At 69.3% G+C, this 17,125-nt stretch carries 15 protein-coding genes; 8 read left to right on the plus strand and 7 right to left on the minus strand.

What is annotated here, in order from left to right; genetic code table 11:
- Positions 1–149: 149 nt before the first annotated feature.
- The 6 genes from ACIGHN_RS23270 to ACIGHN_RS23295 all read left to right on the plus strand — a co-directional run bounded on the left by ACIGHN_RS23270 (position 150) and on the right by ACIGHN_RS23295 (position 7,835).
- Positions 150–1,814 carry a polyamine aminopropyltransferase gene (locus tag ACIGHN_RS23270; protein WP_396506387.1) on the plus strand — a complete coding sequence of 555 codons (1,665 nt, stop codon included), beginning with the start codon at positions 150–152 and terminating at the stop codon, positions 1,812–1,814.
- Between the two features lie 165 nt (positions 1,815–1,979).
- Positions 1,980–3,686: an NAD(P)-binding protein gene (locus ACIGHN_RS23275; protein WP_396506389.1), complete on the plus strand. Its 1,707-nt coding sequence runs from the start codon at positions 1,980–1,982 to the stop codon at positions 3,684–3,686.
- On the plus strand, positions 3,631–4,182 hold the full coding sequence (locus ACIGHN_RS23280) for a L,D-transpeptidase family protein (protein ID WP_396506391.1): 552 nt from the start codon (positions 3,631–3,633) through the stop codon (positions 4,180–4,182). Before ACIGHN_RS23275 ends, ACIGHN_RS23280 begins: the two co-directional genes overlap by 56 nt.
- A 166-nt stretch (positions 4,183–4,348) precedes the next feature.
- Positions 4,349–5,365 (plus strand): OmpA family protein, encoded by a 1,017-nt coding sequence (locus tag ACIGHN_RS23285; protein ID WP_396506392.1) that lies wholly within the window; start codon positions 4,349–4,351, stop codon positions 5,363–5,365.
- A 164-nt stretch (positions 5,366–5,529) separates the two neighbouring features.
- Positions 5,530–6,897, plus strand: coding sequence for an esterase-like activity of phytase family protein (locus ACIGHN_RS23290; RefSeq protein ID WP_396506394.1), 1,368 nt, complete (start codon positions 5,530–5,532; stop codon positions 6,895–6,897).
- A 236-nt stretch (positions 6,898–7,133) separates the two neighbouring features.
- Entirely contained in the window at positions 7,134–7,835 is a 702-nt protein-coding gene (locus tag ACIGHN_RS23295) for a riboflavin synthase subunit alpha (RefSeq protein WP_396506396.1), read from the plus strand.
- A 68-nt stretch (positions 7,836–7,903) separates the two neighbouring features.
- Here the strand turns inward: ACIGHN_RS23295 and ACIGHN_RS23300 are convergent, their stop codons facing one another.
- Positions 7,904–8,362 (minus strand): nuclear transport factor 2 family protein, encoded by a 459-nt coding sequence (locus ACIGHN_RS23300; protein WP_396506398.1) that lies wholly within the window; start codon positions 8,360–8,362, stop codon positions 7,904–7,906.
- A 120-nt stretch (positions 8,363–8,482) separates the two neighbouring features.
- On the opposite strand from ACIGHN_RS23300, the gene ACIGHN_RS23305 reads away from it, so the two are divergent.
- Both ACIGHN_RS23305 and ACIGHN_RS23310 read left to right on the plus strand, forming a co-directional pair.
- Positions 8,483–8,992: a GNAT family N-acetyltransferase gene (locus ACIGHN_RS23305; protein WP_396506452.1), complete on the plus strand. Its 510-nt coding sequence runs from the start codon at positions 8,483–8,485 to the stop codon at positions 8,990–8,992.
- Positions 8,993–9,100: 108 nt separating this feature from the next.
- Positions 9,101–9,595, plus strand: coding sequence for an NUDIX hydrolase (locus ACIGHN_RS23310; RefSeq protein ID WP_056171731.1), 495 nt, complete (start codon positions 9,101–9,103; stop codon positions 9,593–9,595).
- A 25-nt stretch (positions 9,596–9,620) separates the two neighbouring features.
- Here ACIGHN_RS23310 and ACIGHN_RS23315 read toward each other — a convergent pair whose 3' ends face one another.
- The 6 genes from ACIGHN_RS23315 to ACIGHN_RS23340 all read right to left on the minus strand — a co-directional run bounded on the left by ACIGHN_RS23315 (position 9,621) and on the right by ACIGHN_RS23340 (position 16,949).
- On the minus strand, positions 9,621–10,595 hold the full coding sequence (locus tag ACIGHN_RS23315; RefSeq protein ID WP_396506400.1) for a Bug family tripartite tricarboxylate transporter substrate binding protein: 975 nt from the start codon (positions 10,593–10,595) through the stop codon (positions 9,621–9,623).
- Positions 10,596–10,688: 93 nt separating this feature from the next.
- Positions 10,689–11,882 (minus strand): tricarballylate utilization 4Fe-4S protein TcuB, encoded by a 1,194-nt coding sequence (gene tcuB / locus ACIGHN_RS23320; protein WP_396506402.1) that lies wholly within the window; start codon positions 11,880–11,882, stop codon positions 10,689–10,691.
- Positions 11,869–13,323: an FAD-dependent tricarballylate dehydrogenase TcuA gene (tcuA, locus tag ACIGHN_RS23325; RefSeq protein WP_396506404.1), complete on the minus strand. Its 1,455-nt coding sequence runs from the start codon at positions 13,321–13,323 to the stop codon at positions 11,869–11,871. The genes tcuB and tcuA overlap by 14 nt, the downstream gene beginning before the upstream one ends.
- 222 nt (positions 13,324–13,545) lie before the next feature.
- Positions 13,546–14,529 carry a LysR substrate-binding domain-containing protein gene (locus ACIGHN_RS23330; RefSeq protein ID WP_396506406.1) on the minus strand — a complete coding sequence of 328 codons (984 nt, stop codon included), beginning with the start codon at positions 14,527–14,529 and terminating at the stop codon, positions 13,546–13,548.
- A gap of 251 nt (positions 14,530–14,780) precedes the next feature.
- On the minus strand, positions 14,781–15,896 hold the full coding sequence (locus ACIGHN_RS23335; RefSeq protein WP_396506408.1) for a porin: 1,116 nt from the start codon (positions 15,894–15,896) through the stop codon (positions 14,781–14,783).
- Positions 15,897–15,935: 39 nt separating this feature from the next.
- Complete coding sequence (locus tag ACIGHN_RS23340; protein ID WP_396506410.1) at positions 15,936–16,949, minus strand: Bug family tripartite tricarboxylate transporter substrate binding protein; 1,014 nt, start codon at positions 16,947–16,949, stop codon at positions 15,936–15,938.
- Positions 16,950–17,125 lie beyond the last annotated feature (176 nt).

The raw sequence follows: 17,125 nt of genomic DNA on the forward strand, positions 1-17,125 counted from the left end.
CGATTCATGAAATCACTCCACATCGTCATTCATCACGAGCATGCTGCAGAGCAGTTACGCCATAGCGCGGCAGGTATGCCTGATGCCCAGCGGCGCGGCACCACCGTCCCGCAACCGCAACCGCAACTCGCTGGGGTAGCGGGTTGACCATGGTGCAACCGTCGCCCGCACGACCGGCAGAACAAGCCTCGTCGCAGGGTGCCCGCCCCATCGACATCGCGCTGCTCATCAGCGTTTTCGTCGTGGCCGCCTGCGGCCTGCTGTACGAACTGGCCGCCGGGGCGCTCGCGTCCTATGTGCTGGGCGACTCGGTGCTGCAGTTCTCCACCATCATCGGCACCTACCTGTTCGCCATGGGCGTGGGCTCGTGGCTGTCGCGCTATTTCGAGCGGCAGCTGCCTGCGCATTTTTTGCGCATCGAGCTGCTGGTGGCGCTGGTGGGCGGGGCGCTGCCGGCCACGCTGTTCCTGGCCAATGCGTACACGCCGGGGGCGTTCCGGTTCCTGCTGTACGGCATGGTGATGGTGGTGGGCACGCTGGTGGGGCTCGAGATCCCGCTGGTCATGCGCATCTTGAAGCGCAACGTGGCGCTCAAGGACCTGGTCTCGCAGGTGCTCACCTTCGACTACCTGGGCGCGCTGGCGGTGTCGCTGGCCTTCCCGCTGCTGCTGGTGCCGCACCTGGGGCTGATCCGCACGGGGCTGCTGTTCGGCGTGATGAACGCCGCCGTGGCGCTGTGGGCCGTGTGGCTCTTTCGGCATGAGCTGCGCCGCCTGCGCGCGCACGTGGCCGCCTGTGCCATGGTGCTCGCGCTGCTGATCGCGGGCTTTGCCGGGGCAGACCACATCACCAGCTTTGCCGAGGACAAGTTCTACCAGGACCGCATCGTCTTCAGCACCGCATCGCCCTACCAGCGCATCGTCGTGACGCAGGGGCGGCTGGGCCACCGGCTCTACCTCAACGGCAACCTGCAGTTCGCGCAGGCCGACGAGTACCGCTACCACGAGGCCCTGGTGCACCCCGCCATGTCGGCCCACGGCCATCCGAAGCGCGTGGCCGTTCTGGGCGGCGGCGATGGCATGGCCGTGCGCGAGATCTTGAAGTACCCCTCGGTCGAATCCGTCACGCTGGTGGAGCTGGACCCGGCCATGACGCGCATCTTCAGCGAGAACCCCATGCTCGCGCAGCTCAACGGCAACGCGCTGCGCGACCCCAAGGTGAAGATCATCAACACCGATGCGTTCGGGTGGCTGCAGGGCAACACGGCCGAGCCGGGTGCCGAAGCGCAACCCCCAGCCGCCAGCGCCTCAGGCGCCAGCAGCACTGGGACTGCACCGCGCGTTCCAGCAAGTCCAGCAGCAATCCCTGCGGCGCTGGAGACCTTCGACGTGATCGTGGTGGACTTCCCGGACCCCACCAATTTTTCCATCGGCAAGCTGTACACCAACAGCTTCTACGCGCTGCTGGCCAACCGCCTGGCCGCCAGCGGCTATGCGGTGGTGCAGACCACCTCGCCGCTGGTGGCGCGCAAGAGCTTCTGGACGGTGGTGCAGACCATGGAGTCGGTGGGCCTGCAGACCGCGCCGTACCACGCCCACGTGCCCAGCTTCGGCGAATGGGGCTTCGTCATCGCCAGCCGCCGGCCCTGGCGCCTGCCCGAGACGCTGCCGGACCACCTGCGCTTTCTGACGCTGGACTCGTTGCCGCTGCTGTTCGACTTTCCGCGCGACATGGCACGGGTGCCGACGGAGGTGAACCGGCTGTCGAACCAGGCGTTGGTCCACACCTACGAGCGCGAATGGGGAAAGCACTAGATGCCTATTCCCTTTTTGCACCCCACGGCTTAGCGGCCCAGCAAGTTTTGCCAATGAAAGAACCGTTCACGCTGAGCTTGTCGAAGCGCCGCACAAGGCTTCGACAGGCTCGGCCCGAACGGTGGGGATGGTTGACTGCAGACCCGAATCCAGCACACTGACACCATGCAACGCCGCCACTTTTTAGCCACGGGTGCTCTTGCGACATCCGCAGTTCTGCTGCCGGGCTGCGACGAGGCGCCGCGCACGCTGCAGGGCGGCTTTGCCGGCATCGACATGCAGCGCGGCCATGCGCTGCGCGACCTGCTCAAGACCGGCAGCCTGCCCGAGCCCACGGTGCTGCGGCGCGCGCAGGTGATCATCGCGGGCGGCGGCGTGGCGGGGCTGGCGGCGGCGCGGTCGCTGCGGCTCGCGGGCGTGGACGACTTTGCGCTGCTGGAGCTGGAAGACAGCGCCGGCGGCAACAGCCGGGGCGGCTCGGTGGGAGGCATTGCCTGCCCGCTGGGCGCGCACTACCTGCCGGTGCCGGGCGACGATGCGCCCGAGGTGCAGAACCTGCTGGAAGAACTGGGCCTGCGCCAGCGCGTGTCCGGCCGCTGGCGCTACGACGAGCGCCACCTGTGCCACAGCCCGCAGGAGCGCCTGTTCTTCCAGGGTGAATGGCAGGAGGGCCTGCTGCCCGTGCACGGCGTGCCCGACACCACGATCGCGCAGTACCGCCGGTTTGCGCAGGCGGTGGACGATGCCACCCAGGCCGCGCGCTTCACCATGCCGATGATGCGGTCCCTGGGCCCCGGCCAGCCGCTGCCCCAGCCCCACCAGGCGCTCGATGCCGTCACGTTCGCCACCTGGCTGGATCAGCAGGGCTTCGACGACGAGCACTTGCGGTGGTACCTCGACTACAGCTGCCGCGACGACTACGGCGCAGGCACGGCCGTGGTGTCAGCCTGGGCGGGCATCCATTACTTCGCCAGCCGCCACGGCTTTCATGCGCCCGGCGAGGCGGCGGACGAGTCCCGCGAGAGCGTGCTCACCTGGCCCGAAGGCAACGGCTGGATCACCCGCCGCCTGGCGGCCCCGCTGCAGAACAATGCCCAGGGCGGCGGCCAGCTGCGCACCGCCACCAGCGTGCTGCGCATCACCGAAGGCCGCCACGGCGTGGAGGTGGACGCGTACAACCACGTCACCGACAGCGTGGAGCGCTGGCAGGCGCCGCGCTGCATCGTGGCGCTGCCGGTGCACATCGCCTCCCGCGTGGTGCGCAACCCGCCCACCTTCCTGACCGGCGCGGCGCAGCGCCTGACCTGGGCGCCCTGGCTGGTGGCCAACCTCCACATCGACAGCCCGCTGACCGACCGGCCCGGCGCCGCGCCCGCCTGGGACAACGTGCTGTACGCCGACGCCACGCCCGGCGGCCTGGGCTACGTGGACGCAGGCCACCAGCGCCTGGACACCCGCGCCACACTGGCCGGCCCCACCGTGCTGACGTACTACCAGGCCCTGGGCAGCGTGCCCGACGGCCGTCAGCAACTGGCGCAGCAGCCCTGGCAGCACTGGGCCGAGGGCGCGCTGGCCGCCCTGTCCGTGCCCCACCCCGACCTGCGCCGCCGCGTCACGCGGGTCGAGGTCACGCGCTACGGGCACGCCATGGCCATCCCCACGCCGGGGCTGGTCACGTATTTGAGCCAAATCGGCCTCTACCGCGCACCTGGCAAGCGCAACCAGCTATCAAAAGCAGAGCGTGCACTGGCCCTGCCCACGCCCGCCACGGCGCGCCTGGCGTTCGCGCACAGCGACTGGTCGGGCTACTCGGTGTTTGAAGAAGCCTTCACGCGCGGGCATGGGGCTGGCCTGGTGGCGGCTGCGGGGTAGGCGTGCCGTGGGCGCGGCGATCCACATCGCAATCCACATCGGCCGGCAGGAGCTGTGCCTGCTCGATGGCGACGAGGTGCTGGCCCGTTACCCCGTGTCCACCGCGCTGAACGGCGTTGGCGAGACCCACGGCAGCGGTTGCACGCCCCGCGGCCAGCACCGCGTGCGGGCCAAGGTCGGCGCGGGCTGCGCACCCGGCACAGTGTTCGTCGGGCGCCGGCCCACGGGCGAGGTGTATTCGCCCGACCTGGCCGCGCAGCACCCCGGGCGCGACTGGATCCTGGCGCGCATCCTGTGGCTCACCGGCTGCGAGCGCGGTTTCAACCGGGGCGGCGGTGTGGACACGCTGCGCCGCTTCATCTACATCCACGGCTGCCCGGACGGCACGCCGCTGGGCGTGCCCGCGTCGCACGGCTGCGTGCGCATGGCCAATGCGGATGTGATCGACCTGTTCGAGCGGGTGCCCGTGGGGACTCCGGTGCTCATCCAGGCCTGAGGCCCGGCGGGGGCTGCGGCGCGGCAGCCGCTGTGTGTCCACGCCCTGATGCGGCTTTTTGCCCAATTGTTCACGCTCCGGCCCCTGCCTGCGCGCGTACGGGTGCGCTGGCGGCGGCAAACCGGAGACACTCGCGCATCGCCCACTTTTTTGGAGAAAAGACGCCATGACGCTCATGCGCCGCCTGCTCGTATCGCTTGCCACCGCGGTGTCCGCGCTGGTCCTCGTCTCGCCCGCCTCGGCCCAGGACATCGCCGGGTCCAAGGACAACCCGCTGGTCAAACGCTTCGCCGGCTCCACCATCGTGGGCTACGACTACAAGCGCTTCGACGAATACGTCGTGCCCACCGGCACCTACAAGAAGTACGACACCACCACCACCAAGCGCTCGTGGGCCAGCACATTGCCGGTCGAGGGCGCGGTGACCCGCCTGTGGTACGAGGCGGCCGGCGACGCATCGCCCGCCGAGCTGGTGCGCAACTACCAGAACGAAGTGCAGGCTGCGGGCGGCACGGTGCTGTACGACTCCGGCAAGGACGATGCCTTCCGCGACCGCACCTGCTTTTTGTGCACCTACGGCTGGCGCAAGATCAACACCACGCGCTCGACCTACACCTTCACCCAGGCCGACACCGCCACCGCGCGCATCGCCAGCTTCAAGATCCCGCGCCCGCAGGGAGACATCTACATCGTGGTCGAGGCGGTCAGCTGGCCCAACGCCAGCAAGGACTACAAGGCCGTCAAGGGCGCCTACGCGGCGGTCGACATCATCGAGACCGGCGCCCTGCAGCAGAACATGGTCACGGTGAACGCGAGCGACATGTCCAAGGCCATCGCCACCACCGGCCGCGTGGCCCTGTACGGCATCCTGTTCGACACGGCCAAGGCCGACATCAAGCCCAAGTCCAAGCCCGCGCTCGACGAGATCGCCAAGCTGCTCAAGGCCGAGGCGACGCTCAAGCTGCGCGTGGTGGGCCACACCGACAACCAGGGCTCGCTGGATTCCAACATCGCGCTGTCCAAGCGCCGGGCCGAGGCGGTGAACGCCGCGCTCACCAGCCAGTACGGCATTCCGGCCACGCGCCTGTCCGCCTTCGGCGTGGCGGACCTGGCCCCGGTGGCCAGCAATGGCGACGAAGGCGGCCGCGCCAAGAACCGGCGCGTGGAACTGGTGCCGCTGTAAGCGGCGGCCCGCACTGGCCACGCTCTCCGCGCCGCCGCCGCAGTGGTCGGTGTGGTCAGCGCGCAGCGCCCCGGGCCTGCCGCACCGGCGCCCCACGGTCACACCCTCGTCACGGGCAGGCGGCATCGTCGCCGCTTCATCTGCTTTCACTGCCCCGAGCGACCATGTCCCGACTCTCCACCCTGGGTGCCTGCGCCCTGCTGGCGTGCACCGCCGCCGCCTGCTTCTCCACCTCTGCCCTGGCCCAGCAGGCCTACCCCGCCACGCTGGCCGGCCACGCCGTGCTGCCGGCGTTCACCGTCATCCCCGCACCCAAGGACGCACCGCAGGACCTGCAGGTCAGTGGCAAGTTCACCACCCCGCGCCGCGTGGAGGCCATCGGCACGGTGATGGGCCAGTCGGGCGGGCGCGACACCGGCGTCTCGCTGCCCTTCAAGGGCCAGCCCCTGCAGGGCCACTCGGGCATCAAGCGCATGGCCGACGGATCGTTCTGGATCCTCACCGACAACGGCGCTGGCGCCAAGGCCAACTCGGCCGACTTCATGCTGTACCTGAACCACTACACGGTGGACTTCCAGGGCGGCGAGTTCAAGCGCCAGAAGACGATTTTCCTGCACGACCCCGACAAGAAGGTGCCGTTTCGCATCACGCACGAAGGCACGGACCAGCGCTACCTGACCGGCGCCGACTTCGACCCCGAGAGCTTCCAGTTCGCCGGTGGCGCACTGTGGATCGGCGACGAGTTCGGCCCCTTCCTCATCAAGGCGGACCTGAATGGCAAGGTGCTGGGGGTGTTCGAAACCAAGGTCGACGGCAAGGTCGTGCGCTCGCCCGACGCCCCCGGCGTGCTGATGCCCGGCGCGCCAGACGCCAAGCCCACGCCCTTCGAGGTCAAGCGCTCCAAGGGCTACGAAGGCATGGCGTCGTCCAAGGACGGCAGCAAGCTCTACGCCCTGCTCGAAGGCCCGCTGTGGAACGAGGACGCCAAGGCGTACGAGAACGTGGGCGGCAAGCAGTACCTGCGCGTGCTGGAGTTCGACGTGAAGAGCGAGCAATGGACCGGCCGCCACTGGAAGTATGTGCTGGAGGCCAACCACCACGCCATCGGCGACTTCAACATGATCGATAGCAGCACGGGCCTGATCATCGAGCGCGACAACGGCGAAGGCACGGCCGACAAGGCCTGCCCCGCAGACCAAAAGCGCACCGACTGCTTCCACGACCTGGCCAAGTTCAAGCGCGTGTACAAGGTCGAGATGAGCGACGCGAACGTGGGCGGCGAGATCCGCAAGGTCGGCTACATCGACCTCATGAACATCCAGGACCCCAAGCGCCTGTCGAAGAAGCCGCTGACCAACGGCGTGCTCACCTTCCCGTTCTTCACCATCGAAAACGTGGACGTGGTGGACGGCACGCACATCGTCGTGGGCAACGACAACAACATGCCTTTCAGCAGCAGCCGCGAGCCGAACAAGGCGGACGACAACGAGCTGGTGCTGCTGGAAGTGGGCGAGCTGCTGCGAGCCAAGTAATCGGGGTGGGCAACAGCCGCGCGGTGTGTGACGACCGCTGGGGCTACCCCATCGGCCGTTGTGAGATCTCCACAGCCCCTCAACCGTTCGGGCTGAGCTTGTCGAAGCCAGGGCAAGGCTTCGACAGGCTCAGCCCGAACGGTGATAGGGGCTAAGGCTTGAGGCGCAGCCTGCGAGATAGACGGATGGCAAAATTCGCCTTTGCCCATCCGCGGGCTCCACCTCCGCTCCCCACCATGTTCACAGGCATCGTCCAGGCCACGGCAGGCATTGCCGCCATCCAAGACCGCGCAGGCCTGCGCACCTTCACGCTCGACTTTCCCGCAGGCTTCTGCCAGGACCTGGCCATCGGCGCCAGCGTCTCCACCGACGGCGTGTGCCTCACGGTGACCGAGATCCTGTCGCCCACGCAGGCCAACTTCGACGTGATGCTGCAAAGCCTGAACATCACCACGCTGGGCAGCTACGCCGAGGGCGACCGCGTGAACGTGGAGCGCGCTGCCAAGGACGGGGCCGAGATCGGCGGCCACCCGCTGTCGGGCCATGTGGACTTCACCGGCACGCTGGTGCAGCGCCGCGAGTTCGACAACAACCTGGTGTGGCGCGTGGCGGTGCCCGAGGCCTTTCGCCGCTATATCTTCGCCAAGGGCTACATCGCCATCCACGGCGCCAGCCTCACGGTGGCCGAGGTGAACCGGCCAGAGGGCTGGTTCGAAATCTGGATGATCCCCGAGACGCGCCGCGCCACCGTGTTCGAGGGCAAGCGCGAGGGCGATGCGCTCAACATCGAGATCGAGCGCAGCACCCAGGTGGTGGTGGACACCGTGCGCGAGGCGGTGCAGGAAAGCCTGGGCCGCCTGCAGCCCGTGCTGGAAGCCTTGCTCAAGGAAAAGGGCCTGTCGCTCGACGACTTCGTGCAGGCGCCGGTGCTGAAGTGACGTGGTGAGGGTGAGGGCCTGCAGTGCAGTCCTGACGCCGCCTTGCTTCGCGTTGCGCCGTGTCGCAGTCAGGCCCCGGCGACATAGTCGAGAAAACCGGTCACTTTGCGCAGGCGGCCGTGTGCGTCGACCTCCGCCATATCCGTGCCGCGCGCCACGGGCTCTGCGCCATCGGCGGCCAGCGCCCACGAAAAACGCACGACATCATGGTGCCCCTCGGGCGTGCCCAGCAGGGTGAAACGGTGACCCGCAAAGCGCTGCTGCGCACCAGCGATCAATGCGGCCAGGCCATCGTGGCCCTGGCCTTCCATCATGGGGTCGCGGTACTGCACATCGCTGCTGAAAGTGCTGCGCACCAGATGGTCGCGCTGCGCGCCGTCGGTGGCGTTCCAGGCGGCGATGTAGCGCGCGGCCAGCTCGGGGCAACCGTGGCGGCGGTGGGGATGGTGGTGGCGTGCTCCGGGGTTTCGACGGTGTTCATGGCAAGGCTCCTTTTGAGGGTGTGGATACAGGTGGGTCGGCCGCACAGGACATGCGCGTGCGGCCTGGGGTCATTGTTCAAAAGGGCGTGAACGGCGTCGATGACCCGGCAGGTCATGCACGTCCCTATCATTGAGGACCTGGCCATTGCTGACCACCGTGCCCTGATGCGCTCAACTCCACCTCACGTTCGCCCCCTCTCTCTGCGGGACCTGCCCGGCCTGCTGGCGGTGCAGCTGGCCTGCTACGGCGAGGGCTTTGTGGAAAGCGGCGAGGTCTTTGCCCGCCGCCTGGCCAGCCCCGCCAACTGCTCGCTGGTGCTGGAGCGCGCGGGCGTGGTGTGTGCCTACCTGGCCGCCTACCGGTCGGTGCGGCACAAGGTGACGCCCCTGCACGGCAGCTTCGAGGCGGTGCCGCAGCCCGACACGCTCTACCTGCACGACATGGCCGTGCTGCCCGACTGCGCGGGCCAGGGCCTGGCGCGTGCCCTGCTGCAGCCGATGTGGGACGCAGCGCGGGCGCAGGGCCTGCAGCACACGGCGCTGGTGTCGGTGCAGGGCTCGCAAGGCTACTGGGAGCGCCAGGGCTACGCCGTGCAGCCGCTGGCCGATGCGGTGCAGCGCGCGCGGCTGGCCAGCTATGGCGAAGGCGCGGTGTACATGGTGCGAATGCTGTAGGCAACTGGCGCCAAGGCAGCGCCGCCGTGGCCCCTGCGCGACAGCAGCATGTGGCGTGCTACAGAGGCTGTTGGCAGCACGTCATGCTGCCTCGTCATAATGCGCGCCATGCCCCACCGCTGGAAACCCAACGTCACCGTGGCCGCGCTCGTCGAGCGCGACGGCCGCTTTCTGCTGGTCGAGGAAGAGACCACGGACGGCCTCAAGCTCAACAACCCCGCGGGCCACCTGGACCCGGGCGAGTCGCCCATCCAGGCCTGCGCGCGCGAGGTGCTGGAGGAAACGGCCCACGACTTCGAGCCCACGGCCCTGATCGGCGTGTACCTGAACCGCTTCACCAAGACGCGCACCGGCGACGACATCACCTACATGCGCTTTGCGTTCGCGGGCACGCTGGGCACGCACCACGACTGGCGCACGCTCGATACCGGCATCGTGCGCACGGTGTGGATGACGCCCGACGAGATCCGCGCCTGCCCGGAGCGCCACCGCAGCCCGCTGCTGCTGCGCTGCCTGGAGGACTACCTGGCGGGCCAGCGCTTTCCGCTGTCGCTGGTGCACACCGATATCTCGGTCACCGAGCCGGCGTCGCAGCAGGGCTAACTCAAGGCCCCGGGTGCGGGGGAGTTCACTCCGCCGTGAGCTTGCGCTCCTTGATGATGGCGGCCCACTGCGCGGATTCCTTCTTCATGAAAGCCGTGAGCTCCACGCGCGTGGTGGGCTGGGGCGTGAGGCCGTGCTTGTTCAGCGCCTCTTTCACGCCCGCATCGTTCAGCACCTTCACGATCTCCTGGTTCCAGCGGTCCAGGATGGCAGGCGGCGTCTTGCCGGGGGCGACAAACGCATACCAGTTCAGCGCCTCGAAGCCCGGGTAGCCCGACTCCGCCACGGTGGGGATGTTCGGCAGGTAGGCCGGGCGCGTGAGGCCCGTGGTGGCCAACGGGATCAGCTTGCCCGTCTCCACATGCGGCATGGCCGTGGGCGGCGCGGCAAAGTACGAGGTGATGCGCCCGCCCAGCAGGTCCTGCAGCGCCGGCGCGCCGCCCTTGTACGGCACATGGGTCATGTCGATGCCCGCGCGCTGGTTGAACAGCTCGCCCGCCAGGTGCGACGCCGAGCCCGCGCCGGTGGAGGCAAAGTCCACGCTGCCGGGCTTCTTCTTGGACAGCTGCACGAACTCGGCCAGCGTTTTGGCGCCCGCGTCCTGGTGCACCACCAGCACGTTCGGAAAGTTCACCCCGCCCGACACCGCCGCCAGGTCCTTGAATGGGTCGTAGGTGAGCTTCATGAGGTGCGGCGCGATGGTCAGCGGCCCCACCGAGCCCAGCAGCAGCACCGTGCCATCGGGCACCGCATTGGCCACGAACTGGTGGGCGATGTTGCCGCCCGCCCCGCCCTTGTTGTCCACCACCACCGGCTGGCCGATGTTCTCGCCCAGCTTCTTGGCGATCAGGCGCGCGGCGGCGTCGGCCGCGCCGCCGGCGGCAAAGCCGACGACCAGGGTCACGGGCTTTTTGGGCGGGAAGTCCTGGGCGTGGCCGGCGCCACCCAGCAGCAGGGCGGTGGCGGTGGCGAGGGCGTGCAGGGCAGCGCGTTTTTTCATGGTGGTCTCCTTCATCGTGGTGTTGTGGATTCGTGTTGTCGTGTGGTTGTCGGTGGCGTCACCGCACACCGGGGCGCTTCGCCACGCCCGTGCTCAGTCGGCACCCAGTCCGATGGGGTGGGGCTGGCGCTTTTCCACCGCATGGCGCAGCAGCGCTGCGGTGCGGAAGATGCCGTGCGCGAACTTGCCGTAGGGCAGCGTGGCGAACAGCGCCATCACCGCGCCCAGGTGCAGGCACAGCATCAGCGCCAGGGCCGGCGTGCCGCGCGCGGCCCAGAGCAGCAGGCCGCTGGTCGCGGTGAGGAACAGCAGCGCGATGAAGCCGCGGTCCATGGGCTTTTGCGCGGCATCGCCCTGCGCGGGGTGGCGGCGCAGGTTCAGCCACCACAGGCCCGCGGTGCCTATGGCCAGGCTGACGCCGCCCACGCCGCCCAGCAGTTTGGGCAGGCTGGGCAGGTCGTACGGTGCGGCCTGGCCCAGCAGGTAGTGGTACAGCGTGGCCACGCTGGTGGCGGCAAAGCACAGCATGAAGCCGTAGAACGTGAGGTGGTGAAACCGCCGGCGCGACAGGGTGTACGCGTCGTCCTCGTTGTGGCAGCCCTCGCCGTGGCCGCCGTCCAGGTATTTCAGGCGCAGCACGGCATCGGTGGCCTCAGCGGTGGCGGGGGCGCTCAGCGGCGCACCGCTGGTGGCGGGCGTCACGTCGCGCCAGAAGCGGCGCACGCCCAGCGCCAGGGCCAGCGTGGCGAACAGGAACACCGGCGCGAACAGGCCCACCAGCAGGTTGTGCGGAAAGATGCCGTAGAAGCCGCCCTGCGGCGTGCTCCACAGCGCCGCCAGGCCCTGCCCGTGCAGCGCCACGGCCAGCACCAGGAACAGCGCCAGGCTCGCCGCCAGCGCGAGCGACAGCGTGAGGCCGTTGCGCTGGTAGAGCGCGCCCAGCGCCGGGGGCCACGCGTAGTCCGCATACGTCTGGCCGCGCACCTGCGCCATGGCCTGCGGGATGTTCACCGCAAATTCGTGCGGCGGCGCGTACTGGCAGGCGTGCAGGCAGGCGCCGCAGTTGTGGCACAGGTTGGCGATGAAGTGGATGTCGGCCTTCGGGAATTCGAGCCGGCGCGTCATGGCCGGGAATACGGCGCAAAAGCCTTCGCAGTAGCGGCAGGCGTTGCAGATCTGCAGCTGGCGCGCCACCTCGGCTTCGGCGCCCGTCAGCGGCAGTGCAGGCACCACGTCGCCGTTGGCCAGCGCCCGGGCATCGCGTGTCAGGGCTTCAAGCGCTTGCATGGGGTACTCCTGTTTTTATAGCTGCTTGCGCTTGCTGGGCAAGCGGTAGGGCCTGTTTTGATGCCAAAGCCGCCTGTGCGCCCGCGATGCGGCCGAAGGCGGTGCCGATGCTCATGCCCACCCCGGCCGTGTAGCCCTTGCCCAGCACGTTGCCGGCCATCATTTCGCCGGCCACGAACAGGTTGGGGCTGGGCGCGTTGCCAAAGCGCACGGCGGCGGTCTCGTCGGTGTGCAGCCCCAGGTAGGTGAACGTCACGCCGGGCCTCAGTGCATAGCCGTAGAACGGCCCGGTGGCGATGGGCCGTGCCCAGTGGGTCTTGGCGGGCGCGATGCCCTCGGTGTGGCAGTCGTCCAGCGTGGTGTGGTCGAAGGTGCCCACGCGGCAGGCGGCGTTGTAGGTGTCGAGCGTGCGCATGAAGGTGTCCACGGGCAGGCCGAGCTTTGCGGCCAGCTCGGGCAGGGTGTCGGCCTTCACGCCCGGGAACACGGGTGGCATGAAGCGGCCGATGGCCTGGCTGTCGATGACCGAGTAGCCGATCTGCCCCGGCTGCTGCGCCACCAGGCGTCCCCAGATGGCATAACGCTTGGGCCAGAAGTCCTCGCCCTCGTCGTAGAAGCGCTCGCCCTCGCGGTTGACCACCACGCCCAGCGACACGCAGTCGATGCGCGTGCAGATGCCGCCGTCGTACAGCGGCGCGCGCGCGTCGATGGCCACCATGTGGGCCTGCGTGGGGTCGCCGATGCGGTCCGCGCCGTGGTCGTCGAGCAGGTGCCGGAGCAACACGCCCCGGTTGTAGGCCGTGCCGCGGATCAGGAAGTTGTCCGACGGCCACTCGCCGCGCTCGTTCTGGCCCCAGGCCTCGCGCAGCCATTCGCGGTTGGACTCGAACCCGCCGGCCGCGAGCACGCAGCTCCTGGCGGTGATGCGCTCGCCGCCTGCCAGGTGCGCCGCGACGAAGCGGCCGTTGTCGATATCCAGGCGCTCCACCGGCGACTCGTAGCGCACCTGCACGCCCAGCGCCTCGGCACTGCGGTAGTAGGCATTGACCAGCGCCTTGCCCCCGCCCATGAAGAACGCGTTGGTGCGCGCCACATGCAACGTGCCCGCCAGCGCGGGCTGAAAGTGCACGCCGTGGCTGCGCATCCAGGGGCGGCAGGTGGCCGACGCGCGGATCACCAGGCGCGCCAGGTGCTTGTTGGTGAGGCCGCCGGTGACCTTGAGCAGGTCCTGCCAGAACTCCTCTTCGGGATAGCTGCCCACCAGCACGTCCTGCGGTGCATCGTGCATGCAGCGCAGGTTGCGGGTGTGGGCCGAGTTGCCGCCGCGCAAGGCCCGCGGGGCCGATTCGAGCAGCAGCACGCTGGCCCCCGCCTCGCGCGCCATGAGCGCGGCGCACAGCGCGGCGTTGCCGCCGCCGATGACCAGGACATCCACGCTCATGGCCGTGGGCCCGTGCGGAAGCGGCAGGTGCAGGCCGTGCTGCGGGCAGGCGTGGTGGGATGGGGTGTGGGGCCCATGGTGGTGTCTCCTGGCGTAGTCGCCGTGTCGTTCATCGTGTGACGGCGACTGTAGGGAGACGGCGGGCCGTCGTGCAGCGGGCTCAGGTCATGGGGGTATCACAGATCGAGATGGCAGCGTGGCCGTTGAGGGCGCGTGGCCGGTTCAGGCGGCTGCGCCTTCGCCGCCGATCCACGTCGTCCCGAACCACTGGCCGCTGGTGACCAGCTCGCGCACGCAGTCCGCCATGACCACGCGCGTGGCCAGTGCGGCGGGCGAGAGTTCTTCGTCCGGAAGGCTGCACAGCAGGTTCACGCGGCGCGCGGGCGCGTCGGTCAGGCGCGCGCACTGAAAGCGCTCGGCCGCGTCCGGGTAGCGGCCCATGGCGGCCCAGGGCTGCACGGTGGAGCCCAGGCCCGCGTCCACGGCGGCCATCACCATCGCCAGCGAGTCCACCTCCAGCACCACGTGCGGCGCCACGCGGTCGCGCGCGAAGGCGGTGTCGAGCGTGCTGCGCAGGCCGTGCGGGCCGGTGGGCAGGATCAGCGGCTCGTCGCCCAGCTCGGCCACGGTCAGGGTCTTGGGCAAGGCACGGCCGCCGGGGTTGCCAGGGCCTCGGCGCGCGCAGATGAGGAACAGGTCTTCTTCCAGCAGCGGCGCCATCTCCCAGCGCCGCGCGCCCGCGGCCTGCCGGGCCTGGTGCAGGCGGGTGTCGAACAGCACGGCCAGGTCCAGCTCGCGCGCGTTGAGCATGGCCGTGAGGTGGCCCGACATGCTCTCGACCATGTGCAGCCGCACGTCGGGGTAGCGCGTGCGCATGGCCTGCATCAGCGGCAGGCCCAGCACGCCCGCGGTGGTGGGCGCCAGGCCCACGGTGACGGTGCCCGACAGGCGTGCCTGCTGCGCGGCGCGCACGGCCTGGTCGGCATGGCGCAGGGTGAGCTGCGCCTCGCGGAAGAACGCCAGGCCCGCCTCGGTGGGCGTCACGCCGCGCGGCGTGCGCTGCAGCAGGCGCGTTGCCAGCTCGCCCTCCAGCCGGGTGATCTGCTGACTGAGCGCGGACTGCACCACGTCCAGGTCCAGGGCGGCGCGGCTCATGGAGCCACGCTCCACCACGCGCACGAAATAGCGCAGTTGTCTCAGTTCCATCGCAGGGCCTCGTGGGCGAATGCCATCACGGTGTGTGATGGCGCGGATGTTCGCACACTCGGGTGGCGCTGCTTTTTGGTGAAAAACGGGCCCTGCCGCTGGATGGTCAAGCGCAAGCAGCTACTGTTTTTGTAGCGTGGCGCCGTCAGGGAAAGAAGCGACGGCGCGCAGGTGCCATGCCGCCCGCATGGGCCAGAAAAGAAACAGGCTGCGCAGCCCCACCAGACGCTGCGCAGCCGGGCCTTGCGACCTCAGAAGCTGTGCATCACGCCGGCAGACACGCCGCTGGCCGTGCGTTTGTTGGCCGCGCCCTGAAAGCCGTTGCGCCAGCGCGTGTGGTCCAGCTCGGCGTACACCCGGGTGCGGCGCGACAGCTTGTACTCGGCAAACGCGACCATGCGGCCGTAGCCATCATCGGCCGAGCCGGTGCGCTCGCGGTCCACCTTGTAGTAGGTGGCGGTCAGGTCCAGCAGCGGCAGGGCCGCCCAGGTGGCACCTGCCGAGAGCACGCGCTGCTCGGTGTGCGTGGCCGCACCGGTCTGCGCCTTGCTGCGCCCCGCATTGGCCGCCAGGCGCACGGTGCCCCACTGGTAGGCCGCGCCCAGCGTCGCGCCGTCCAGCGAGCGGAGGTTGGCGTCCTTGAAGTTCTGCACAGCGCCCGACACGGTGAAGCCGCCGTCCGCATAGGCCAGGCCCACGCCGCGCGAAGACAAGGGCGAGGTCTGCGACGCCACCTCGCCCAGTCCCAGCATGGCCCGTGCGGTGAATCCGCCGAAACGGCCGGTGTACTTGATGGAATTGTCCAGCCGGTACGAGCCCGAGTTGGCGCCCGCGCTGCCGTACTCGATGCCCAGGCCGTGCTGGCTGAGCGCGGTCACGCCGATGTTGGGGTTGAAGCTGGCAAAGCGCATGGCCAGCGGGTCCACGGGCGATATGGCGTCGGCCAGCGTGGTCGTCTGCCGCCCCAGCGCCACCGTGCCCCACCCGCCCTGCAGGCCCACCCACGAGGCGCGGTCGAAGTACTTGCTGCTGTTGGCGGGCGCGCCGGTGTCGGCGTTGAGGCCGCTTTCCAGGTTGAACAGCGCACGCAGGCCGCCGCCCAGGTCTTCGGTACCCCGCACGCCCCAGCGGCTGGTGGTGTGGATGCCGCTGCCCAGGCTGCGGCTCGACCCCGGCGCGGGCGCGTTGGCGGCCGAGAGGCCGCTGGCCTGGCGCACGCCCAGGTCCACCACGCCGTAGAGCGTGAGCGCGGAGGATGGGGTGGAGGCTGCGGGCGTCGTCTGGGCGAAGGCGGGCGCGCACGCCAGCAGGGCGCAGAGTGTGAAGGGCGCGGACAGGGCGTACGGCGCCGCGGTCTTTGTTGTCATGGTGTCTCCTCGGATCGGTGTGTTCTTTGGGGGGCGGGGTCAATCAGCCGTCAGTTGGGCCTTTTGCACCACGCCGCGCCACTTGGCGAGCTCCTGGCGCACGGTCATGGCCAGCGCTTCGGGCGTGCTGCTGTCCACCACGGCGCCCTGCTCTTCGATGCGGCGCGCGACGTCCTTGTCGGCCAGGGCGGCGTTGAGCGTCTTGTTGAGCTGCTCCACCACCGCCTTCGAGGTCTTGGCCGGGGCGAACAGCGCGTACCACTGCGTGATCTCCACGCCCTTGATGCCCGCCTCTTCCATCGTGGGCACGTCGGGCATCAGCGACGAGCGCTTGGGGCCGGCCAGGGCCAGCGCGCGCAGCTTGCCGTTCTTGACGTGCGAGGAGGCCGAGAACAGGCTGGGGAACATCACCTGCGTCTGGTTGGCCATGGTGTCGTTCATCGCCGGGGCCGAGCCGCGGTAGGGCACGTGCGCCATCTGCGCGCCGCTCTCCAGCTTGAACATCTCGGCCGAGAAGTGCGGCGCGGTGCCGTTGCCGGCCGATGCGTAGTTGTAGGCGGTGGGGTTCGCCTTGGTCAGCGCCACGAACTCGGCCACGGTCTTGGCGGGCACCTTGGGGTTGATCACCATCAGCGTGGGCGAGTAGCAGACCATGCCGATGGGCTCGAACTGGGTGATGGGGTCGTAGCGCAGCTTTTGCAGCGCGGGGCTCATGCCGTGCGTGCCGATGTAGCCGAACAGGATGGTGTGGCCGTCCGGCGCGGCGCGGGCCACGAACTCCGCGGCGATGGCGCCGTTGGCGCCCGCCTTGTTCTCGACGATCACCGACTGGCCCAGCAGCTGGGACATCTTCTGGGCCACCACGCGGGCCATGCCGTCGTTGCCGCCGCCGGCCGCGGTGGGCACCACGAGGGTGATCGAGCGCTCGGGAAAGGCAGCGTGCGCAGCCAGCGGCATGCCGGCTGCGAGAGTGGCCAGGGCCAGCCCGGCGGCCAGCGTGCGCCGGCGTGAAAGGGGTGCAGAGGGCTGTGTGGGTGCAGTGTGGCGAGTCATGTCTTGTCTCCTGTGATGTAGGTATGGAATAGCGAAAGCGGAAAGCGGAAAGCGGAAAGCGGAAAGCGGAAAGCGGAAAGCGGAAAGCGGAAAGCGGAAAGCGGAAAGCGGAAAGCGGAAGGGTTGAGGGTTGAAGAAGGGCGGCGCGGGACGTGCCCGCGGTACGCCGCGTTACG

The sequence above is a fragment of the Acidovorax sp. NPDC077693 genome (assembly GCF_044542805.1).
GTDB lineage: Bacteria > Pseudomonadota > Gammaproteobacteria > Burkholderiales > Burkholderiaceae_C > Acidovorax.